The sequence below is a fragment of the Mucilaginibacter pankratovii genome (assembly GCF_014773265.1).
Lineage (GTDB): Bacteria > Bacteroidota > Bacteroidia > Sphingobacteriales > Sphingobacteriaceae > Mucilaginibacter > Mucilaginibacter pankratovii.
The window spans coordinates 621733-643618 of sequence record NZ_JACWMY010000002.1 but is presented as its reverse complement, the minus strand read 5'-3'; the positions used below and the strand labels follow the sequence as shown (position 1 = coordinate 643618).

The 21886-nt window shown below is 46.7% G+C and carries 19 protein-coding genes; 15 read left to right on the top strand and 4 right to left on the bottom strand.

Going from position 1 to position 21886, the window contains the following annotated elements:
* Positions 1-291: 291 nt before the first annotated feature.
* From IDJ77_RS05395 to IDJ77_RS05350, 10 genes are read left to right on the top strand one after another with little or no spacing between them, the layout of a single operon-like run.
* Positions 292-3237, top strand: coding sequence for a SusC/RagA family TonB-linked outer membrane protein (locus IDJ77_RS05395; RefSeq protein WP_224750975.1), 2946 nt, complete (start codon positions 292-294; stop codon positions 3235-3237).
* A gap of 19 nt (positions 3238-3256) precedes the next feature.
* Positions 3257-4882, top strand: a complete 1626-nt coding sequence (locus IDJ77_RS05390) for a RagB/SusD family nutrient uptake outer membrane protein (RefSeq protein WP_191187900.1) — start codon at positions 3257-3259, stop codon at positions 4880-4882.
* A gap of 38 nt (positions 4883-4920) precedes the next feature.
* Positions 4921-6276: a BNR repeat-containing protein gene (locus IDJ77_RS05385; protein WP_224750974.1), complete on the top strand. Its 1356-nt coding sequence runs from the start codon at positions 4921-4923 to the stop codon at positions 6274-6276.
* A gap of 2 nt (positions 6277-6278) precedes the next feature.
* Positions 6279-7502 carry a glycoside hydrolase family 88 protein gene (locus IDJ77_RS05380; protein WP_224750973.1) on the top strand — a complete coding sequence of 408 codons (1224 nt, stop codon included), beginning with the start codon at positions 6279-6281 and terminating at the stop codon, positions 7500-7502.
* Positions 7502-8479: a family 43 glycosylhydrolase gene (locus IDJ77_RS05375; RefSeq protein ID WP_191187899.1), complete on the top strand. Its 978-nt coding sequence runs from the start codon at positions 7502-7504 to the stop codon at positions 8477-8479. The genes IDJ77_RS05380 and IDJ77_RS05375 overlap by 1 nt, the downstream gene beginning before the upstream one ends.
* 9 nt (positions 8480-8488) lie before the next feature.
* Positions 8489-9724, top strand: a complete 1236-nt coding sequence (locus tag IDJ77_RS05370; protein WP_224750972.1) for a DUF2264 domain-containing protein — start codon at positions 8489-8491, stop codon at positions 9722-9724.
* Between the two features lie 14 nt (positions 9725-9738).
* Positions 9739-10875: a glycoside hydrolase family 43 protein gene (locus IDJ77_RS05365; RefSeq protein WP_191187898.1), complete on the top strand. Its 1137-nt coding sequence runs from the start codon at positions 9739-9741 to the stop codon at positions 10873-10875.
* Between the two features lie 27 nt (positions 10876-10902).
* Entirely contained in the window at positions 10903-12057 is a 1155-nt protein-coding gene (locus tag IDJ77_RS05360) for a galactokinase (protein WP_191187897.1), read from the top strand.
* 53 nt (positions 12058-12110) lie between these two features.
* On the top strand, positions 12111-12908 hold the full coding sequence (locus tag IDJ77_RS05355) for a glycoside hydrolase family 16 protein (RefSeq protein WP_224750971.1): 798 nt from the start codon (positions 12111-12113) through the stop codon (positions 12906-12908).
* A 15-nt stretch (positions 12909-12923) separates the two neighbouring features.
* Positions 12924-13949 (top strand): glycoside hydrolase family 43 protein, encoded by a 1026-nt coding sequence (locus tag IDJ77_RS05350; protein ID WP_191187895.1) that lies wholly within the window; start codon positions 12924-12926, stop codon positions 13947-13949.
* A 143-nt stretch (positions 13950-14092) separates the two neighbouring features.
* Here IDJ77_RS05350 and IDJ77_RS05345 read toward each other — a convergent pair whose 3' ends face one another.
* Positions 14093-14533 (bottom strand): hypothetical protein, encoded by a 441-nt coding sequence (locus tag IDJ77_RS05345; protein WP_191187894.1) that lies wholly within the window; start codon positions 14531-14533, stop codon positions 14093-14095.
* 260 nt (positions 14534-14793) lie between these two features.
* Between IDJ77_RS05345 and IDJ77_RS05340 the strand changes: the two genes are divergently transcribed.
* Positions 14794-16623, top strand: coding sequence for an ABC transporter ATP-binding protein (locus tag IDJ77_RS05340; RefSeq protein WP_191187893.1), 1830 nt, complete (start codon positions 14794-14796; stop codon positions 16621-16623).
* A gap of 53 nt (positions 16624-16676) precedes the next feature.
* On the opposite strand, the gene IDJ77_RS05335 is transcribed toward IDJ77_RS05340, so the two are convergent.
* The 3 genes from IDJ77_RS05335 to IDJ77_RS05325 form a co-directional block, all read right to left on the bottom strand.
* On the bottom strand, positions 16677-16883 hold the full coding sequence (locus tag IDJ77_RS05335) for a hypothetical protein (RefSeq protein ID WP_191187892.1): 207 nt from the start codon (positions 16881-16883) through the stop codon (positions 16677-16679).
* A 15-nt stretch (positions 16884-16898) separates the two neighbouring features.
* Entirely contained in the window at positions 16899-17357 is a 459-nt protein-coding gene (locus IDJ77_RS05330; protein WP_191187891.1) for a hypothetical protein, read from the bottom strand.
* 220 nt (positions 17358-17577) lie between these two features.
* Positions 17578-18324, bottom strand: coding sequence for an SDR family oxidoreductase (locus IDJ77_RS05325; RefSeq protein ID WP_191187890.1), 747 nt, complete (start codon positions 18322-18324; stop codon positions 17578-17580).
* 81 nt (positions 18325-18405) lie between these two features.
* Here IDJ77_RS05325 and IDJ77_RS05320 point away from each other — a divergent pair, with 81 nt between their 5' ends.
* The 4 genes from IDJ77_RS05320 (at position 18406) to IDJ77_RS05305 (ending at position 21839) form a co-directional block, all read left to right on the top strand.
* Positions 18406-18783 (top strand): winged helix-turn-helix transcriptional regulator, encoded by a 378-nt coding sequence (locus IDJ77_RS05320; protein ID WP_191187889.1) that lies wholly within the window; start codon positions 18406-18408, stop codon positions 18781-18783.
* A gap of 150 nt (positions 18784-18933) precedes the next feature.
* The gene (locus IDJ77_RS05315; protein WP_191187888.1) at positions 18934-19983 is read left to right on the top strand and encodes an alpha/beta fold hydrolase; all 1050 of its coding nucleotides are present in this window, start codon (positions 18934-18936) and stop codon (positions 19981-19983) included.
* Between the two features lie 91 nt (positions 19984-20074).
* Positions 20075-21094, top strand: a complete 1020-nt coding sequence (locus tag IDJ77_RS05310; RefSeq protein ID WP_191187887.1) for a sensor histidine kinase — start codon at positions 20075-20077, stop codon at positions 21092-21094.
* Positions 21075-21839 carry a LytR/AlgR family response regulator transcription factor gene (locus IDJ77_RS05305; RefSeq protein ID WP_191187886.1) on the top strand — a complete coding sequence of 255 codons (765 nt, stop codon included), beginning with the start codon at positions 21075-21077 and terminating at the stop codon, positions 21837-21839. Before IDJ77_RS05310 ends, IDJ77_RS05305 begins: the two co-directional genes overlap by 20 nt.
* The last annotated feature ends 47 nt before the right edge of the window (positions 21840-21886 follow it).

Sequence of the window (21886 nt, the reverse complement as noted above, 5' to 3'; positions counted from 1 at the left end):
TTATCAATTTTACCCCCCCCTCTATTTTACTGTTTTACCCCTCTAAGCTTCCAAATAAATACCCTTATTTCGTCTTAACCAATAACTGTAAGTTCTACATTTAATGCTTACAGTGCAATTATTAAACCCAAAAAACTGCTATGAACTTCAACCGCTCCGGCGCGTACTTGAGTTGCCCCGACCTGTATGGATAAATTTAATCAACTCCCCAAAAAACCAATACACTCTAACAAACCAAATCCAAACAATATGAGAAAAACAATTACAAATTTAATTCGCTTAACCTTACTTATGAGTGCGCTCATTATAGGCTTAGGCGGCGCGGCTTATGCGCAAACCGGGCCTTTTACCGTAAAAGGTACCGTAGTTGATGATAAAGGCATCCCGGTACCGGGGGCAAGCATAGGGGTGGTGGGCACCTCGCAGGGCGTAGTTGCCGATGTAAACGGTAAATTTACCTTATCATTAACCGGGCCATCAACACTTAATGTATCTTTTGTGGGCATGGGCAGCAAAACAGTTAGCGTAAGCCAGGCAACTGATGCGCTTAAAATTACGCTCACCCAGTCCGGTAAAGACCTGGCCGAAGTAATAGTAGTAGGTTACGGTACTCAAAAACGATCGGACGTTACCGGTTCGGTAACATCGGTACCAAAACAGCGCTTATCGCAATTGCCGGTTACCAACGTATTGCAGGCTATTGAAGGTGCAGTGGCGGGTGTAACCGTTACCACTACCTCGTCTGTACCGGGCAGTCAGCCGGCAGCGCTTATCAGGGGGCAAAATTCTATCAATGCCAACTCCGGCCCTTATGTGGTTGTCGACGGGATTCCACTGAGCAAAACAGGTGGTTCGTTAAATGATATCAACTCCAATGATATCGCCTCGGTAGAGATCCTGAAGGATGCATCGGCTACCGCTATTTACGGCACCAATGGTTCTAATGGCGTTATATTAATTACCACCAAGCGCGGTAACACCGGCACGCCGGTAATACGCTACAACGGTTATGCCGGTGTAGAAGATCTTGCACGCATCCTTACCCCGCGTAACGGTGCCGAGTATGTACAAAAATATGCCGACTACCTTAAGCAAACAGGCCAAACACAAACCAACCCGGTGCCAAACTTTGGCGAATTGGCCAACTATAACGCAGGTAAAACTACCGACTGGGTAAAAGAAGCCACGCAGCAGGGTGTGATACAAGACCATAACCTGAGTGTTTCGGGCGGATCGAACGATGTGAAATACTTTATCTCGGGCGATTACCTCGATCAGAAAGGCGTAATAAAAGGATACCAGTTTAAGCGTGTTGCCCTTCGTTCAAATTTGGATGTTAACGTAACCAGCTTTTTAACCATCGGTACGTCGCTTTTTTTATCAAGCAATAATTACGATGGCGGCCGTGCAAACCTGTTGTTTGCTACTGCCATGAGCCCTTATGGCCAGGAGTATAACGCCAACGGCACGTATACCATTTACCCCATGAATCCCGAGCAGTTATACACCAACCCCATGTTGGGTTTAACTACCAAGCAGCTAAGCCGTACAACCAACATCAATGGTAATGGCTACGCCGAGATTAAATTCCCGGGTGTGCTTACCGGCTTAAAATACCGTTTAAACGCGGGTTACACTTTCTTCCCCGAGCGCAGATCCAGCTATACCGGCAGGCTTGCAAATGACATGATTGGTACTGCCAGTAATTTCAACGCGTCAACCAATAGCTACACGCTGGAGAATATCCTGAGCTACGCAAAAAACTGGGACAAACATCACATCGATTTTACTGGCTTATACAGCTCGCAGCAGCGTAAGTACAGCTCAACCACTGCAGGCGCAAGCGGCTTCATCAACGATGAACTGGGTGCCGATAACCTGGGTGCCGGTGCAACACAAACAAGCGGATCATACCGCGACAGGTATGCTTTAAACTCGCAGATGGGCAGGTTGAACTACTCGTACGATAGCCGTTACCTGTTAACCATTACCGCCCGCCGCGATGGATCATCGGTATTTGGTGCAAATACTACCAAATATGGTGTGTTCCCTTCAGCTGCATTGGGCTGGAACGTGAGTAACGAATCGTTTATGAAAGACTCAAAGGTGGTTGATAACCTTAAGCTGCGTTTATCATACGGCCAAACCGGTAACGAGGCCATCCCGGTGTACCGCACCATTACAACAGATGGTACCGCGCGTTCTCCGTTCAATGGTATCAGCACCATTGGTGTGCTTGCCGGTAACCTTGGTAACAGCGCGTTGCAGTGGGAAAACACTAAAACCGCCAACATCGGTGTAGATTTCTCTCTATTTAAAAACCGGGTAAATGGTAGTATTGATGCCTATCAGAATAAAACAAACGGCTTGCTGTTGTTAAGGAGCCTGCCTATTATTACCGGTTATTCTTTGGTATTTGAGAATATAGGCAAAACTCAAAACAGGGGCATAGAAGTTACGTTGAATACACATAATATCGAATCGACCGATTTCCGCTGGGAAACCACCATTGTATTCGCCACCAACAAAAACCAGATCACTTATCTGTATGGCGATGGTAAGGACGACTTAGGTAACCGCTGGTTCCTGGGCAAACCTATCAGTGTAGTGTACGATTATAAAATGACCGGCATTTGGCAAACAGGCGAGGATGCTTCTAAACAAGATCCAGGCGCAAAACCAGGCGACCTTAAATTTGCCGATCTGAATGGCGATGGTAAGATAACCCCCGATGGCGACAGGATGATATTGGGCCAAACCACCCCGAAATGGACAGGCGGTTTAACCAATACCTTCCACTATAAAAACATCAACCTTAGCGTATTTATACAAACCGCGCAGGGCATGACCAAAAACAACCAGGATCTTACCTATGGCGATGAAACAGGCCGTCGTAATACGCCTGCCGAAATAGGTTACTGGACAGCCGATAACAAAAGCAACACCCGCCCGGCTTTATCATACAATAATACAAGAGGTTACGGTTATGCTTCAGATGCAAGCTACACCCGTATAAAAGATGTAACACTGAGCTATGTGTTTGGGCAATCGGTATTGCAGAAACTTCATTTGGGTGGTTTAACAGTATACGCCAGCGGGCGCAACCTGCATACCTTTACCAACTGGATAGGCTGGGATCCGGAGAATAACTACTCAGGCAGGGGCTCCGGCGACTGGACAAACAATTACCCGCTTACACGCACATTTATATTGGGCCTCAACGTGTCATTACGTTAACATTTAAAGAAACATTGATATGAAAAAATATATAACCATACTGGCAGGTTTGTCAGCTTTGTTTTTTGCATCTTCATCATGTAAAAAGAACTTTCTCGACGAAAAACCATTCTCGTCATACACGCCGCTAACGCTAACCGATTCGTTGGGTTTCGAAGCATCCTTAGTAGGGCTGTACAATCACGTAAGTACTATATTCTCCTGGGCCGATCAGCAGGGCTGGCCGGCGGTTTGGGCGGTTGGTACCGATATTGCCAACTCCACCGCAAACCAGCAGGGTGTTGAGATCCCTTACTACAATTACGCCTCGTTAACGCCAACAGATGGCGCCGCAGGCCGTACCTGGAACCGGAATTATATACTTGTGAACCTTACCAACATTATTATTGATGGGGTGGAAAACCCGAGCGTAACCAGCCTGAGTGCAAACGGCAAAAAAGCTGTAAACGCCGAAGCGAGGTTCTTTAGGGCTTATGCCTACAACAACCTGGCAACATGCTTTGGCGCCGTACCATTAGTACAGCACGCGCTTACCGGCCCCAAAATAGATTTTGTGCGGGCTCCGCTAACCCAGGTGAATGATTTTATTGTTGCCGACCTGGTATTCGCCGCAGCCAATTTGCCGGATATTGAAAGTGTTAAAACCAACACAAAAGGTAAGCTGTACGGCCGCGCCAACAAGTTTATGGCTATGCAGTTACTTACCGAGGTTTACCTGCGCATGAATAAAAACGACCTGGCCGAGCAAACCGCTCAAGCTATCATCAATAGCGGTAAATTTAGCCTGATCAAAGCACGCTATGGCGTAAAAACAAGTTTGCCGGGCGATTATTTCTCGGACATGTTTAAATACGGAAACGAAAGAAGATCGCAGGGGAACACCGAAGCCATTTGGGTATTGGAGCAGGAAAACCCAACTGTAGTTGTAGGCGGTATTACCGATAACCCGCAGCAAAGGCGTGTTTGGGGTGCAGCTTATTACAATCTGGCTGGTATGGCAATCGCCGATAGTCTTGGTGGCCGTGGTATAGGCAGGCTGCGCCTAAGCAACTGGGTGCTTTACGGGCTTTACAAGGGCAATGATATCCGTAACTCTGAATACAACATCAAAAGGCACTATTATTACAACGACCCGGCCCCTGCATACGCCGCCAAATATGGCAAACCGGTGCCATTCACCGGGCCCGATACCCTTTTTAAAGTTTGCCCGAGCACTACTAAGTGGGGAGCTTTCGACCCGAATGATACCTTCGGTTACGCCATGATCAAAGATTTTATACTAATGCGTTTAGGCGAAACCTATCTTTTACTTGCCGAAGCACAGGTAAAACAAGGTAAAACCGCCGAAGCCGCTACTACTATAAACGTTTTACGCACAAGGGCAAATGCTGACCTGGTGAACGCATCTCAAATGGACATGAATTTTATTTTGGATGAGCGTGCCCGCGAATTGTTAGGCGAGGAAAACCGCCGCATGACGCTGATGCGCACCGGCACACTGGTTGAGCGTGCGATCCGCCTTAACTCAAACGATGCACAGAAGCCTATTACAGGCCTCGCAGCTAAAAACCTTTTAATGCCTATTCCTTTAGGAGAAATTCAATTGAATAAGGATGCGGTATTAGAGCAAAACCCAGGCTATTAGAGAGATAGTTTATATATTGGTTGTAATGCGGCAGCGCGATGCTGCCGCTTACATTTTTAAACGATGCTATGCTGTTAAACCCAAAGGTTAAAATAACGATATACTTATTTTGCGTGCTGTTTTTAACGGCACCATTTGCCGCGTTTGCACAGGTAAGCACCATCGCTGATAATGGCTGGGCAAACAACTCTGTTAACACGGTTATTTTTCGAAAAAATGCATTGGTTACCTTTAAAGGCACGCAATACGCGGCCTTTTATAATGCAGAGCAATTTGTAGTGCTGGCTAAGAGGACGCAAACTTCTTCTCAATGGCAAGTTCAGCAGACTGCCTATAAAGGCGATGCCGCTGATGCCCACAAGTCCATCAGTATTATGGTTGATGGTGCAGGGTACCTGCATATAGCATGGGGGCACCATAACCAGCCACTTAATTATGCCCGCAGTGTATCACCGGGCAGCTTAGTGCTGGGTGCAAAACTATCCATGACAGGCCAAAACGAGGATAAGGTAACCTACCCCGAGTTTTACAAATTACCGGGCGGCGACCTGCTATTCTTTTACCGCGACGGGCAATCAGGCAATGGTAATCTTATTTTAAACAAGTATAGCGTAAAAACAAAAAAATGGATGCGCGTACAGGATAACCTGATAGATGGCGAAAAAGCCCGCAACGCTTATTGGCAAATTGCAATAGACAGCAAGGGAACCATCCACCTGTCATGGGTGTGGCGCGAATCGCCGGATGTGGCCAGTAACCATGATATGAGCTACGCGCGATCTGCAGATGGCGGCAAAACATGGGCACGTACCAACGGCGAAAAATACAGCCTGCCCATTACAGCAGCCACGGCAGAATACGCGGCCCGCATCCCGCAAAAAAGCGAACTCATTAACCAAACATCCATGTTTGCCGATGACGAGGGAAACCCATACATAGCCACTTACTGGCGCGATGCCAACCAAACCGTGCCGCAATACCACCTAATTTATTATGCTAACGGCCAGTGGCATACCGCTAATTTAGGTTTCAGAAAAACGCCTTTTAGTCTCGGCGGCATTGGTACCAAAGCGATCCCGGTTTCGCGCCCGCAGATAGTGGCCTGGAAACAAAAAGATAAAATTGCGGCAGCACTTATTTTTAGGGATGAGGAGCGGGGCAGCAAGGTTTCGATAGCTGTTAGTAATGATTTGAATAAGGCGAATTGGGCATTGTCTGATATATCCGCCGGATCTGTTGGTTCCTGGGAGCCAAGCTACGATACCGAATTGTGGATGAATAAAAGGATATTAAACCTGTTTGTACAAAATACCACGCAAATAGATGGAGAAGGAACCGCAGCGGTAAAGCCCCAACCGGTGCAGGTGATGGAGTGGAAACCGAAACTAAAATAATAATGCTTAAAGACCTGATGATGATTAAAAAGTTGTTGCCCGCCTTGTTCATAACCATGCTTACGGTTGGCAGCTCATACGCGCAAAAAGCAAATTTTAAGCCGGATGCCAAATTGCTGAAAACGATAGATGCCGATTACAAAAAAGCCGTTACTCAATATAAGTTGATGGCAACAAAGCTCCCGCCGGATCAATTCCCCAAAACCTACTTTTCGGCTACAGATAAATTCGAAACCAGCGGTTCGGGCTGGTGGTGCAGTGGTTTTTACCCCGGCACGTTGTTGTACTTGTATCAGCAGTCAAAAGATCCAGCGCTTTTAAACGAGGCGAACCGTATAATGCAGGTGCTTGCCAAAGAACAATACAACACCACCACCCACGATCTGGGTTTTATGATGTACTGCAGTTTTGGTACCGCTTTAACCGTGGAGCCAAAACCCGAATACAAACAGATCCTGATCAACAGCGCGAAATCGCTGGCTACGCGGTTCGATCCTAAGGTGGGATGCATCAAATCATGGGATTCGAAAAAGTCTGATTACTTGGTGATCATCGATAATATGATGAACCTGGAGCTGTTATTCTGGGCAACCAAAGTTACCGGCGATTCCAGCTTTTATAAGATAGCGGTTACCCATGCCAACACTACGATGAAAAACCATTTCCGGCCCGATTATAGTTCCTACCACGTTATAAACTACAACCCACAAACCGGCGAAGTGCAGCAACGCAAAACCGCGCAGGGCTTTGCAGACAGTTCGGCATGGGCAAGGGGACAGGCCTGGGGTTTATATGGTTACACGGTAATGTATCGCGCCACAAAAGATAAAAAATACCTTGCGCAGGCTAACCACATCGCCAAATATATCCTGAATAGCCCCAATTTGCCTGCCGATAAGATTCCCTATTGGGATTATGATGCGCCCGGTAAACCAAACGCTTTGCGAGATGCATCCGCAGCCGCGGTAATGGCCTCGGCATTTTTAGAATTATGCCGATACGCCGATGCTAAATCAGGAGCACTTTACTTTCGCGCTGCGGAAACCATTATTAAAAATTTATCCGGGCCAAAATATTTTGCCGCTGCGGGAACCAACGGTGGCTTTATCTTAGAACATAGCGTAGGCAGTTTGCCCGCAAAATCTGAAGTGGATGTGCCGCTTACTTACGCCGATTACTATTTTATAGAAGCTTTAAACAGGTATAAAAACTTTAAACGTAAATAATGAATAAAAATAGATTGACATTGAAATGCCTGGCAGCAATGCTGATTGCCACAGCCATATACACCGATGCAAGCGCGCAGTCGGCCGATACCTTGAATGCTCCCGCGCCGGTTTTGCCCGGGGTGTATGCTGACCCAAACATCGCTGTTTTTAACAATAAGTTTTACATTTACCCTACTACCGACGGCACGGTTGGTTGGCAGTCAACGGCTTTTAGTTGCTGGTCGTCAGGCAACCTTATCGACTGGAAAAACGAAGGGGTTATCCTTAACCTGCCAACGGATCTTAGCTGGGCAAAAGCGCGGGCATGGGCACCCACCATTGCCACCAAAAACGGTAAATATTACTACTACTATTCTGCCGATGTAAACATCGGCGTGGCCGTTGCAGATAAGCCAACCGGTCCGTTTAAAGACCCGCTCGGCAAACCGCTCATCAGGAAGGGATTGCTCCCCGGCCAAATGATAGACCCCATGGCTTTTGTAGACGATGATGGCAGCGCTTACCTGTACTTCGGGCAAGGCCAATGCAACGTGCTGAAGCTTAACGATGATATGATAAGCTACGATACCACCAAAATAACTTCCTTTAAACCCGAAGGCTACAACGAGGGGCCTTTTATGATCAAGCGGAAGGGCGTTTATTACCTCATGTGGTCGGAGTACGATACCCGCGATCCGCGTTATTCCATCGCCTACGCTACCTCTAAATCACCGCTTGGCCCTTTTGTTAAGGCTGTGGGGCGCCCAGTGTTAAAAGGCAAAGGCGTGGTAAAAGGAGCGGGGCACCACTCGGTAGTGCAGGTGCCGGGTACCGATAAATGGTACATCGCCTATCATCGCTTTAAGATCCCCGATGGCAACGGTTACAACCGCGAAACCTGTATAGAACCAATGTATTTCGACGCAGAAGGCAATATAAAGCCGGTTGATGTTTTTGGGACATTGAAGCCGGTTAAAATAAAGGCCGCTAAATAACAAAAATTTATGATGAAGAAGATCGCTACCTGTTTGTTGCTGCTTTCTATATCGGTGCTGTCGTTCGCGCAAAAAAAACCTGCGAAGGCGATACCCGTGCGCAAAGTGTGGTTGAATTACCTGGATAAGGTGGCGCGCCCTGTTCTGTCCAACCTTGCCGAAGACCAGTTAAAGTTGAAAATGCAGATGGAGCTTTCGGACAGGATAGACAATAAGGAAAGCCGCACCAAAGCCGGATATCTCGAAGCGTTTGGGCGTACACTAAGCGGGATAGCGCCCTGGCTGCAGGCAGAAGGTGGCGATGCCGACGAGATAAAGCTACGCAACCAATACCGCGAATGGACCTTAAAAGCCATAGCTAATGCTGTAAACCCGCAGGCGAAAGATTACATGCAATGGAACGGTGGTCAACCGCTGGTTGATGCCTCCTTTGTAGCTCTGGGGCTTATCCGCTCGCCATGGTTGTGGAAGCATTTAGATGAAAAGGTGAAACTGCAGGTAGTTGATGCCCTGAAAATAACCCGCAACACCGTACCGGTTTACAGTAACTGGATCTTGTTTTCGGGGATGATAGAGGCGTTCTTTTGCAAATATGATCTGGGGTACGACCCGGTGCGTGTAGAATACGCCGTACGCGAATTTACCCAGCACTGGTACGTGGGCGATGGGATGTACTCTGATGGAATGGAGTTTCATTTAGATTATTACAATAGCATTGTTATCCATCCCAACTTGAGCACCATATTGGATGTGCTGAACCAAAAAAGTAAAAAATATGGCGCCGAGCAGGCACGGGAAGTGATTACCGGCCAGCGATACGCCGAAATTTTGGAGCGGATGATCAATACAGATGGCAGTTTCCCGGCTACGGGGCGCTCCATTGTATACCGCGGCGGGCTGTTTACCCACCTGGCCCATGTGGCCTATAAAAAGCAACTGCCAGCAAAGCTTTTACCTGCACAGGTACGGGGAGCATTAACTGCCCTCATCCAAAAAACACTGGGTGCGCCGCAAACTTTTAACGATGCGGGCTGGCTCAACATAGGGCTGTACGGAAAGCAGCCCGGCCTGGCCGATTTTTATATCACTACGGGTAGCCTTTACATCTGTGCCAACATATTCCTTCCGCTTGGCCTGCCCGATACCGATGAGTTTTGGAGCAGCCCCGATGCCCCGTGGACCTCGGTTAAAATTTGGAGCGGGCAGGATGTACCCGCCGACCACGCCTTAGATATCAAAAAATAACACCTATACGCTACATGAATATCAAAAGAATAACATTTACCATAAGCCTGCTTGCTGGCTTGTTTCTTTTGCGTCCGGTTATTTCAACCGCGCAGCAAACGCAGCCTGTTAAAGCAGCGCAATTTACGCCCGGCACCATCTGGCCCGATAATAACGGTATCCATATTAATGCCCATGGCGGAGGGCTGCTTTTTGATAAAGGGAAATACTATTGGTTTGGCGAGCATAAAATAGCCGGACCTGCCGGTAACAGCGCTATGGTGGGTGTACATTGCTACTCCTCCAAAGACCTGTATAACTGGAAGGACGAAGGCATTGCTTTGCCGGTATCGCCCGATTCTACCAACGATATTGCTAAAGGCTGTATACTGGAGCGCCCAAAAGTGGTTTACAATAAAAAAACCAAAAAGTATGTGATGTGGTTCCACCTGGAGCTGCGCGGGCAAAGTTACAAGGCCGCCCGTACAGGTTTGGCTACCAGCGATAAAGTTGCCGGTCCGTACACCTTTATAAAAAGCTACCGGCCCAACGCAGGGTTTATACCTTTTTATCCTGAAGGTACGCCCGACGCGGATAAAGTGGACTGCGCCAATCCCAAAAACAAAAGCGAAGGCTTCTTTTGTCGTGACCTGCCCGGCGGGCAAATGGCGCGCGATATGAATGTTTTTGTTGATGATGATGGTAAAGCCTACCATATATTTTCTGCCGAGGAGAATTTTACATTGGATATTGCCGAGCTGAATGACGACTACACCGCCCACACCGGCAAGTTTTCGCGGGTATATGCCGGGCATCAAACCGAAGCGCCTGCCATATTTAAGCGCAATGGCATTTACTATTTAATTGGCTCGGGCACAACGGGCTGGGACCCCAACCCGGCGCGCTGGTTTACCGCGAAATCCATTTACGGCCCATGGACCTACCATGGCAACCCCTGCAAAGGTGCCGGTGCCGAAATTACTTTTGGCGGCCAAAGCACCTACGTGCTGCCCATAGCCGGTAAAAAGGATGCCTTTATTTTCATGGCCGATAAATGGACGCCCAAAGATGCTATCGACGGCAGGTACTTATGGTTACCTATCACCTTTAAGGGCGACGACATAGAAATAAACTGGGCCGATAAATGGGACCTGAATGTGTTTAAAAATTGAGACGGCCAAACAAGGCAGATAAAAACCATGGCTAATATAACCGCCGCCGCAGAATTTAATAAGCTGTTTAACAAGCAACCTGTTAAAGAATATTTTTGCCCGGGCTGGGTGAATTTATTGGGCGAGCATACCGTACAAAACGGCGGCTTTCTGATATCATGTGCCGTCGGCATGGGTACTTACCTGTTACTCGCACTCAATAACGACGGGCTACTGCGCTTGCGCAGCCTGAATTACCAGGAAGCGCTGGATATACCTATCGGCGTACCTTACCGGGAAATTAACGGCCTGTGGTATAATAAGTCATTGGCGGTGCTCAGCAGATTTTCGGCAAAGGGACATCAACTTACCGGGGGGCTTGATATACTGTATTTTTCCGACCTGCCATTTGCTATGGAACTAATTTCAACATCATCCATAGAAATTGTGACTGCTTTTGGGCTGAATGAATTATTTAATACCAATTTCAGCAAAGATGAGTTGATGAATTTGGCAGATCTTTATACAGGCAAAATCAGCTGGTTGGCTGCAACCCATAGTGTAAAAGATGCCGCCTTACTCATTAACGGCCAAACCGGGGAGCACAACCTGGTATCTCTGAATTTAGGTGATTATTGCCTGGCTATAATTAGTGCTAAGCGGCAGCGCAGTCAATCCGAATCGGTCTACAACGAAAGAGCGGCGGACTGCAATGCCGCACTTGCCTGCCTGCAACCCGAACTGGGGATAGATAATTTGTGCCAGATTGATACAGTTACACTTCATTGGTACAAATACCTAATAACAGATGAAAATATTTTTAAACGCGCGCTGCATGTCGTCGAAGAAAACGATAGGGTAAAGGCTGCCGCGGAATTACTTGCGCAAGGCGATATGGAAGCTTTTGGTGAGTTGATGTACCAATCGCATCAATCATTAAAAAACTTATACGGGGTAAGTAGTGTGGAGCTGGATACCATTGCAGAATACTGCCGTTTTTATAAAGGTGTAATAGGGGCCAGGATGGCCGGGTATGGCTTTGGGAGCGGTGTGATCGCCCTGGTTAAAACGGATGCTTTTGCTGGTTTTAAAGAGGACATGATCTCCTATTATACCGATTTGATAGGATATCCGCCAACGGTTCATCAAACATCGGTTGGTAGCGGCATTGAAGAACTTATCAAATTAAATTCACAGCTTTGATAAAACGAAGTAATATGAAATACATCAGCCTAATAGCCCTAATATTAATTATAATGCTCAAACAAACAGCGCAATGCCAGTCCGGCGATACCACCGCTTATAAATTGGTTTGGGCCGATGAGTTTAATAACGAAGGCCCCGTAAACGCGAAGTACTGGCGGTTTGAGCATGGCTTTACCCGTAATAACGAATTGCAATGGTACCAGCCCCAAAATGCGGTATGCCATAACGGCCTGCTGGTAATAGAGGCACAAAAGGTGCATTTGCCCAACCCCAATTATGTTGCCGGGAGCAAAAGCTGGAAAACAAACCGCGAGTTTATCGAATACACGGCATCAAGCATGAATACGAGCGGACTAAAAGAATTTAAATATGGCCGTTTTGTAATGCGCGGCAAGATAGACGTCGATTCGGGCTTATGGCCGGCGTTTTGGACACTCGGCGCGAAGGGCCAATGGCCATCAAACGGCGAAATTGATATCATGGAGTACTATCGCGGGATGTTGCTGGCCAACATAGCTACCGGCACAGACGTGGCCTACAAAGCGCATTGGTTTAGCACCACAAAAGAGGTAAAACTATTTGGCCCGGAATGGTGCAAGCAGTTCCACGTATGGCGAATGGATTGGGATAAGAACGCCATTAGCCTGTATGTAGATGATGAATTGCTGAACCGCGTAGAAATGAAAGATCTGAACAACCGCGATGCCGAAAAATTAAATCCTTTTAAGCAGCCCCATTATATATTACTAAACCTGGCGGTAGGCGGAGACAACGGCGGCGATCCATCCCTGACTAAATTCCCCAAACGCTTTGAGGTAGACTATGTGAAGGTTTATCAAAAGCAATAACTCAACTCAAAAAATATGAACATTATCGACATAAAAAAAACAATAGCAGCCACCACAATTGGTGTGATATATGCGCTGGGAGCGATCGCTCAAACACAAACGGTTCAGACTGCCGACTCTGCTCTTCCAAAGATCGGCAAGGATAGTGCTTACCTGTTTGCCTATTTCACCGGGAACGGGAAAGATGAGGAAGCTATCAGGTTCGCGCTGAGTGCCGATGGGTATAATTACCGGGCACTTAATGCCAACAACCCGGTTGTGTCTTCCGAAAAGGTAAGTTCTACGGCGGGCCTGCGCGATCCGCACATTTTACGCGCTGCGGATGGCAAAACCTTTTATATGGTGGCCACAGATATGAACGTTGCAAAGAATGGCTGGGGCGCAAACTATGCCATGGTTTTCCTTAAATCGAAGGACCTTATTAACTGGAGCAGCACCATCGTTAATATCCCGGCCAATATTCCGGAGTTTGCAAATATCAACCGGGTTTGGGCACCACAAACCATTTACGATCCAGCGGTGAAGAAGTATATGGTGTACTGGTCTATGCGTACAGGCAACCAGGCCGATATTATTTACTATGCCTATGCAAACGCAGATTTTACGGGCATTGAAGGCACACCCAAACAACTTTTTTATAAACCCGACGGCGGCGCGTGTATTGATGCCGACATTGTTTATAAGGATGGCTATTATAACCTTTTCTTTAAAACAGAAGGAAATGGGCTCGGCATAAAAAAGGCGGTTTCTAAAACACTAAAAGGCGGTTATGAACTTTTTGATAAAATTTTAAACCAAACTACCGACGCGGTAGAGGGTGCTGATGTTTTTAAACTCATCAACTCAGATACCTGGATATTGATGTACGATGTGTACATGAAAGGCAAATACCAGTTTTGTAAAAGCACCGATCTGGAGAACTTCCGGGTGATAGACAACGAGATCTCTATGGATTTTCATCCGCGGCATGGCACCGTCATCCATGTTTCTGCAAAAGAGGCCCGGAAACTGATAGCGTTTTGGGGCGGTAAAAAAACGTAAGCTGGCAACTGTTTTGTGAAATAAGATATTACTACAAAAAAAAGATTTGTTTTTAAGTGTAAACTAAGCTGATACCTGCATGCCGCCATTTCACCGCAATGCCAACTGGCGGCAAAGCAGCGTTAGCAATAATTTAAGGCTATTTATAAACTATCTCTTTTGTATTCCTCAATCATGCGTTTAACATCGGGAGCACTTTCAACTTGATTTTTTAGCCCGTTTACAACTTTATCAGATAAGTTAACCCTTAAGTCTACACCATTTTTATCAACCACCAGAAAAGATTTTGGCTGGCCGTAATTCAAGTTTTTTCGTTCTGTTATTTTTTGATTGTAGTATCTTTTTAATGCTGTCAGGTATGCTACCGTGTCGTTATCTGCCTGTACACTATCAATCACATTGTTTGGTATAAACTTACCGGTTGATTCGTCGAACTTGTCCTGATAAAACGTGATCACATAATTTTTAAGATTGTCGTTTTTGGCGGTTTCACTTTTAGGTTTGTCATCTTTTGCGTTGCTACCGCTTTGAGTGCAACTTTGGCAAACGATGAACATGGCTGAAATCAGAAGAAATTTTTTCATATTCTGTGATAATAAGGCAGGTGTTTTTTAATTAGTTATAGAAAGCAATAAAAATAGAAATATAAGCTCAATATCGACTTTAAAAGTTAAAAATGCGACAAGCTAATTTGCACTTGTTTGGACCACCAGGAAATGATATCGTCGGCGATTATTCAACAATCTGTTTTGGAACCTGGTAGCAACTTCAATCCTGATGGGTTTGTTTAGGAATATTACCTTGCTCCAACTTTTGCTACGCCTCAAATTTTTAGCTTTGGTACATGGCGAGAACGCGGAACACCATACCCAATAACGATATTACCTTTAAGCAGCGCCTTTCGGCCTTGAAGAACCTGCCCGAGCTTTTTCGGTTGGTTTGGCAAAGCAGTCCCTCCAAAACACTATTGAGCTTTACGCTGCGCATTATCAGGTCGGCTATGCCTGTTTTGCTGTTGTATGTTGGCAAACTTATTATCGACCAGGTGGTGGGACTTAACCGCTCTGGTGGCAGCCAACAACATCTTTGGGAACTGGTTGCTATTGAGTTCGGATTGGCTGTGCTGACCGATGGCCTCAACCGGATGATCAATTTGGTAGACAGCCTGTTGGGCGACCAATTCTCCAATTACACCTCTATCCGCATTATGCGCCACGCCGCTACACTGGATCTCGACCAGTTTGAAGATTCGGTATTTTATGATAAACTGGAACGGGCAAGGCAGCAAACCGTAGGGCGTACCGTATTGCTATCGCAGGTAATGAGCCAGGTGCAGGACCTTATCTCAATGGGTTTTTTGCTGACAGGGCTCATCGCGTTCAATCCCTGGCTGATACTATTGTTGTTGGTAGCCATTATCCCGGCTTTCCTTGGCGAATCGTATTTCAACAGCCAGAACTATGCCCTCAGCCGCAGCCAAACGCCTGAGCGCCGCGAACTGGACTACCTGCGTTACCTCGGCGCCAGCGACGAAACCGCCAAAGAAGTGAAGATCTTCGGCCTGGCCGATTTTATTATCGGCCGCTTTAAAAAGTTGTCGCAGAAGTTTTACGCCGATAATAGCAAACTTGCCCTGCGCCGGTCGGCCTGGGGGACTTTCTTTTCGGTGATCGGCAGTATAGGCTATTACGGGGCCTATGGCTTCATTATTTATAATACCGTAACGGGCAAAACATCTATTGGCGGGCTCACGTTTTTGGCAGGCTCGTTTCGCCAGCTCAGCACTTTGATGGAAAATATGCTGAGCCGGTTTACGTCCGTTTCGCAGGGAGCCATCTACCTCAACGATTTTATCGAGTTCTTTGCCATCCGGCCAAAAATTACGGTGGCCGTAAAGCCATTGCCGTTCCCTAACCCAATTAAAGAAGGTTTTACCTTCGAAAATGTAGGCTTTCAATACCATAACACCGAACTCTGGGCGAACAGGAACCTTAATTTCACCCTGCATCCCGGCGAAAAACTGGCGCTGGTAGGGGAAAATGGTGCGGGCAAAACCACGCTTGTTAAACTGCTGGCCCGCTTGTACGACCCTACCGAAGGCCGCATCCTGTTAGATGGAATAGACCTGAAAGAGTATGATATCGAACAACTGAGGCTCAATATGGGTATTATCTTCCAGGATTACCTGCGCTACCAGATGACGCTTTCTCAAAATATTGCGGTAGGTAATATCAGCGAGATAGATAATGCCGAACTCATTCAAAAAGCCGCGCAGGAAAGCCTGGCCGATGCGCTGGCAGAGAAACTCCCCGGGCATTATGAGCAATGGCTTGGCAGGCGCTTTAATGAAGGCATAGAGCTGTCAGGTGGTGAGTGGCAAAAGGTGGCGCTGGCACGCGCTTACATGAAGGATGCACAGCTGCTTATTCTTGATGAACCCACCGCCGCGCTGGATGCCCGCGCAGAATACGAGGTGTTTCAACGTTTTGCCGAACTCACCAAAGGGAAATCGGCGGTGCTGATCTCTCACCGCTTCTCCACCGCGCGCATGGCCGACAGGATACTGGTGCTTGATAAAGGGACAGTAATGGAAGTAGGTACCCACGCGGAGTTATTGGTAAAAAATGGCCGGTACGCCGAGTTGTTTAAGCTGCAGGCAATGGGCTATCAATAAAACGTTGTTTAAACAGGCGGGAGTTGTTAACTCCCGCCTGTTTATTGCCATGCCTAATAGGTGGTCATGTTATACATTTCAATTTGCTGGCCGGTTGGGTTGGTGCCTCCGTACCAGTGGTTGGTACCTACAAAATAGTAAAATTTATTATAGTAGCTGCCGCTGTTGTTGGTGAGTGTGCAGTTATAAACACCGTCTACATAAATCAACCATGTGAGTATTGTTTGCCCGTGCCTGGCATTTAAACGTGTGGTACCCATTGTCGTTATGCGATATCAACGCGGTAATGTACTGGCCCCGCCTTGCAGATAGGCTTTAAGATCGTTGTTCTCCAGTGTTTTAACAAAGCCCATTTCGTTGCCGTTCCACTGGGTTACATTATCGCATACGAAAACTGCTTCTTCGCTGGCACCGCTGTAGGCATTGCTGCCTCCTTTAAAAGCGCCGTTAAATTGCATCCCGGTGGCGTTTTGCCCCACTTTTTGCTGGGCAGCATCAATATCGGTACTGCAATTACCAACCGGGATAGCGATACCGTTAGTGCCCGAAATGTTGTAAGGGGTACCGTTACAGGTTTTCCAGAGGTTAAACGCGCTTTGTGGCAAAGCAGCGCGGGGCACGGTTGTTTTTGCGCCGTCGCCGGAAGCGACCGGTTTGTTGGCATCTTTTGCGCAACCCAGAACAAGTGTAAGCAGCATAAAGCAGCCAACAGTTAGTTGATCAATTTTTCTCATAAAATTGTTTGTTAGGTGAATAATTGACCAAAGCTATATTGCCTATAACTTAAACAGCTCCACAGGATTTTCTTTTTAGTACACTATTTTATCAGGCGGGAATATTTTACCAATTGATTTGGTTATTAGTAAGATAACCTACTTTATTAAAAAGCCTGCACACCCAAAGTTTGCAGGCTTTTTAATACCTAACTATGGTAACGTTTTAATGCAAGACGGATTATTGTTTCAGGCTCATCCCGCCATCCATAATAATTTCGGCACCGGTAATAAAGTTGGCGGCCTCTCCGGAGAAATAGGCAACCATTTTGCCAATATCCCCCGGTTGGCCAATTTTCTTCAGTGGGATCCGGTCTATCATCCAGTGGTGTATTTGGGTCAATTGTTCTTCGGTATAGCCTGCCTTGTTTAATATTTCAGTCTGTATCGGCCCCGGGCTAACGCTGTTAACGCGAATTTTACTGGGAGCAAGTTCAATCGCTGCGGTCTTCATTATCGAATTGAGCGCTGCTTTGCTGGATGAGTACATAGATGAATTTGCCGCGCTCATTCCTGCAGTGTTTGATGATAGAAATACAACCGATGCCCCATCATTTAATAAGGGGATAAACCTGCTGAGGGTAAAATATGCCCCTTTAAAGTTTACGCCAATAACGTTATCAAACGCGTTTTCTGTAGCATTTTCTATCAGGGTCATTTCCAGCACACCGGCGTTTATGAACAGGATATCAATTTTACCATACCTTAACCCAACCTGCGCTGCAAGTTCTTCTATATCACTAACCTTCCCTTGGTCGGCCAGTAAACCTGTTACGCCGAGTTCAGCGGCAGCCTTTTCAATAGCTTCTTTCCTTCGCCCGGTAATAATTACCTCTGCACCCTGTGCCTTTAACTCTGCGGCTGTAGCGTAGCCAATACCACTATTGCCACCTGTAACTAAAGCTATTTTGCCTTTTAAATTTTCCATTTGTTGATGTTTTGTTAATTCGATGCAAATGTATTGTGTAAATGGTATAATTTTGTAACCAGTATCACAGAGTATACCAATATGAAAAGCGACAATAGATTTGAAAAGGCCAAAGAGATCCTTAGCGAACCCCGTAATCAAAAGGAAGAGGTACAGGCATTACAGGATACTATTTATGTAATAGGCGGGAAATGGAAACTGCCTATTATCAATTCAATCTGCAATGGCAACAAACGCTTCAGGGAAATAGAGCGTAGCATACCGGGCATTACCACCCGGATGCTTTCGCGCGAGTTGAAAGAAATGGAAGCCAATCAGTTGATCGTAAGAACGGTTACGCCGACAACACCGGTAATGGTTGAATACACCTCCTCGGACTATTGCCATTCATTTGGAGATATTATACTGGAGATGATCAAATGGGGTAAAAGCCACCGCGAGCGGATAAAAAACAGCTGACCGGGAAAAATGTCTAACCGGCGGTGTATTCTGTCCGGTTCAGACTGATGTTGGTTTTCAGGGGGTTGAGCTTAGAGTACTTTTGTTATGCCGGATGAGTGATAAGCGCTTGAAGGATAAACAAACAAAACTAAAAACATCCCAGGACCTATGGAAAATAAAACAAACCTTGGCCGCCGTCGCTTTTTGAGCATCGCCGCCCTTACCGTTGCAGCTGCAGAATTTGGTAACATTAACATGCTGAAGGCCGGCACCGGGCCAACTGCTGCTGTCGTTAATCGCAGCTTTAACAACGCTTCGTTTGAGAATATTAAACAAATAAACGCCGGTGTGCTTAATGTTGGTTACGCCGAGCTTGGGCCCGCTACGGGGCAACCCGTTATTTTGCTGCACGGCTGGCCATATGATATTCATAGCTACAAAGATGTTTCCGCATTGCTGGCCGCAAAAGGATACCGGGTAATAGTTCCGCATTTACGCGGCCATGGTACCACGCAATTCCTTTCTGCACAAACGCCAAGGAACGGGCAACAGGCAGCCATTGCAAGCGATATTATCGCTTTAATGGATGCATTGAAAATAGAAAAGGCGATCATGGGCGGTTTCGACTGGGGCGCACGCACAGCCAATATTATGGCGGCCTTATGGCCCGAACGCTGCAAAGCGCTGGTATCAGTAAGTGGCTACCTCATTGGCAGCCAGGAGGCGAACAAGAAACCTTTGTCGCCCGAAATGGAGCTCTCCTGGTGGTACCAGTTTTATTTTGCCACCGAGCGCGGCCAAATGGGCTACCAGGCCAATACGCACGATTTCGCAAAGCTGATCTGGAAAACCGCGTCGCCCGAATGGCATTTTGATGACGCTACGTTTCAGCGGTCGGCCGTTTCGCTGGATAACCCGGACCATGTTGCCATTGTGATCCATAATTACCGCTGGCGCCTGGGCCTTGCCGAAGGTGAGGCCAAATATGATGAGCTGGAAAAGAAACTGGCTGCCGGCCCCGTCATCAACGTACCGACGGTAACCCTCGAAGGTGATGCCAACGGCGCGCCACACCCTAATCCGGCAAATTACGCGGCAAAATTTAAAAGTAAATATGCGCACTACACCCTAAACGGGGGTATTGGCCATAACCTGCCGCAGGAGGCGCCTAAAGCATTTGCGGATGCCATTATAGAGGCTGATAGTTTCACGAAGTAAACTGCCACTCAAATACCCAGTGGTATCGGTTAACACGGATCGCCGGAATATTATAACTTTGCTAAGCTGACAGTGAGCCTATCCTATCTCCATGGAAAAAACATCCTTTAAAATATCACCCGCGGTCATTTGGATCAGCTCTATTTTCCTGGGGCTGCTATCCTCCGTACCGCAAATTGCCGAGCGTCATTTTAACCCTTTAGAGGCGGGCGTAAACGCGGGCATAACGGCCGCATTCGCTTTGCTGATGTGGTACTTTAATATTTTTATGCTTTCGCGGCAACCGGCTACCCGCCGTAAGCAAAGCATCTCCTATTCAAAACTCTTAACCAGTTTATTATTCGGGCTGGTGGTGATGCTGGTGCTCGCTTCGGTTCAGCAACTGATCCTTTCGCATATCAACTTTGGCCCGGTAATGCTAATGGTTGAGGTACGGGGGATTTTGATCAACCTGATATTTTACATGTTTCTGCATTTGCTGCAGCAGAACTACGAGAACCAACACGTAAGCATGGAGCTGGAACGCATTAAAAGTGATAACCTGGGTGCCCAGTACGAAATGCTGAAGCAACAGGTTAACCCGCATTTTTTGTTCAATAGTCTCAATACCTTAAAGTCGATGGTGGAAAGCGGCGACGCGGAAGCGGTTGAATTTATCCTGAAGCTCTCCAACTTTTACCGCTTTACGCTCGAAAGCCGCAAGCACGATCTGATCCATCTCAATGAAGAAATGGATATACTGAAAGCGTATCTTTTTTTACAGAAAGCAAGGTTTGATGAAGGCTTTACCTTTACAAGCGAGCTGGATGAAAAAACATTAAATACGCTCGTGCCGCCCTTTACACTGCAGCTGCTGGTTGAGAACTGCCTGAAGCATAACGTAGTTTCGCTGCAGAAACCCTTGCACATCAGGCTGTATAAAGAAGGTGAAAAACTTGTGTTGGAAAACCCGATACAGTTAAAAACAGGGAATAATAATTCGCTTGGCGTGGGCCTCAAAAATATCGATCTGCGCTACAGCCACTTGCTTGATAAGCATATCGACATCATTAACGACGAAAAAGTATTTCAAATAAAACTCCCGCTTATTTATGAATATCATCATCATTGAAGACGAGCTGAAAACCGCCCAATCGCTTGAGAAAATCATCCTCGATATAAAACCTAGTGCTAAGATAACCGGGCGCTACCAAAGTGTAGAAGAGTCGGTAGAGGGGTTAAGCAACAATGCACAGCCCGACCTGATGTTTATGGATATCCAGTTGGCGGATGGCCTTTGCTTTGAAATATTTAAAGCGGTGAAAATTACCTGCCCGGTGATATTCTGCACTGCTTACGACGAGTATTCGATGGAAGCATTAAAAAGCAATGGGGTGGATTATGTACTTAAGCCATTCTCTAAAAGCGATATACAGGAGGCTTTTAGGAAGGTTGATGAGCTAAAGAACTTCTTCCAGCAAAAGGTAATGCCTGATCTGAACGACCTGCTATTAAAACTTGGTGGCCCACCCGCCGGGAAAACCAGCTTCCTTGTTTTTAAGAATCAGAAGTATACAACCGTGCAAACCGATGATATCGCCTTCTTTTATATCCGTAACGATTCCACTTCGATCATGTGCTTTGATAAGCAGGAATATGCGTTAAACCAGTCGTTGGATCAGATAGCCGGCGCGGTATCAGCCAAGCAATTCTTCCGTGTGAGCAGGCAATACCTGGTCAATTTTAAAGCGATTAAAGAAGTGGAGCATTATTTCCTGCGTAAGCTTTACGTTAAACTGGTGATAGAAACGCCGGAAAAACTGCTCATCAATAAAGAAAAATCAAGCGGCTTCCTGTCCTGGATGGAGGAGCGGTAATTGCCTGCATTTTCGCGCCCACTTTGTCCCGGTTGAGGTGCGGATGT

Excerpts from the sequence above, each read along its gene's own strand:
- IDJ77_RS05395 (WP_224750975.1), top strand. The coding sequence starts at position 292 with ATGAGTGCGCTCATTATAGGCTTAGGCGGCGCGGCTTATGCGCAAACC.
- IDJ77_RS05330 (WP_191187891.1), bottom strand. The coding sequence starts at position 17,357 with ATGAGAAAAATTGATCAACTAACTGTTGGCTGCTTTATGCTGCTTACA.
- IDJ77_RS05365 (WP_191187898.1), top strand. The coding sequence starts at position 9,739 with ATGAATATCAAAAGAATAACATTTACCATAAGCCTGCTTGCTGGCTTG.
- IDJ77_RS05355 (WP_224750971.1), top strand. The coding sequence starts at position 12,111 with ATGCTCAAACAAACAGCGCAATGCCAGTCCGGCGATACCACCGCTTAT.
- IDJ77_RS05345 (WP_191187894.1), bottom strand. The coding sequence starts at position 14,533 with ATGAAAAAATTTCTTCTGATTTCAGCCATGTTCATCGTTTGCCAAAGT.
- IDJ77_RS05375 (WP_191187899.1), top strand. The coding sequence starts at position 7,502 with ATGAATAAAAATAGATTGACATTGAAATGCCTGGCAGCAATGCTGATT.
- IDJ77_RS05385 (WP_224750974.1), top strand. The coding sequence starts at position 4,921 with ATGCTGCCGCTTACATTTTTAAACGATGCTATGCTGTTAAACCCAAAG.
- IDJ77_RS05315 (WP_191187888.1), top strand. The coding sequence starts at position 18,934 with ATGGAAAATAAAACAAACCTTGGCCGCCGTCGCTTTTTGAGCATCGCC.
- IDJ77_RS05370 (WP_224750972.1), top strand. The coding sequence starts at position 8,489 with ATGATGAAGAAGATCGCTACCTGTTTGTTGCTGCTTTCTATATCGGTG.
- IDJ77_RS05390 (WP_191187900.1), top strand. The coding sequence starts at position 3,257 with ATGAAAAAATATATAACCATACTGGCAGGTTTGTCAGCTTTGTTTTTT.
- IDJ77_RS05360 (WP_191187897.1), top strand. The coding sequence starts at position 10,903 with ATGGCTAATATAACCGCCGCCGCAGAATTTAATAAGCTGTTTAACAAG.
- IDJ77_RS05380 (WP_224750973.1), top strand. The coding sequence starts at position 6,279 with ATGCTTAAAGACCTGATGATGATTAAAAAGTTGTTGCCCGCCTTGTTC.
- IDJ77_RS05340 (WP_191187893.1), top strand. The coding sequence starts at position 14,794 with ATGGCGAGAACGCGGAACACCATACCCAATAACGATATTACCTTTAAG.
- IDJ77_RS05335 (WP_191187892.1), bottom strand. The coding sequence starts at position 16,883 with ATGGGTACCACACGTTTAAATGCCAGGCACGGGCAAACAATACTCACA.
- IDJ77_RS05325 (WP_191187890.1), bottom strand. The coding sequence starts at position 18,324 with ATGGAAAATTTAAAAGGCAAAATAGCTTTAGTTACAGGTGGCAATAGT.
- IDJ77_RS05305 (WP_191187886.1), top strand. The coding sequence starts at position 21,075 with ATGAATATCATCATCATTGAAGACGAGCTGAAAACCGCCCAATCGCTT.
- IDJ77_RS05310 (WP_191187887.1), top strand. The coding sequence starts at position 20,075 with ATGGAAAAAACATCCTTTAAAATATCACCCGCGGTCATTTGGATCAGC.
- IDJ77_RS05320 (WP_191187889.1), top strand. The coding sequence starts at position 18,406 with ATGAAAAGCGACAATAGATTTGAAAAGGCCAAAGAGATCCTTAGCGAA.
- IDJ77_RS05350 (WP_191187895.1), top strand. The coding sequence starts at position 12,924 with ATGAACATTATCGACATAAAAAAAACAATAGCAGCCACCACAATTGGT.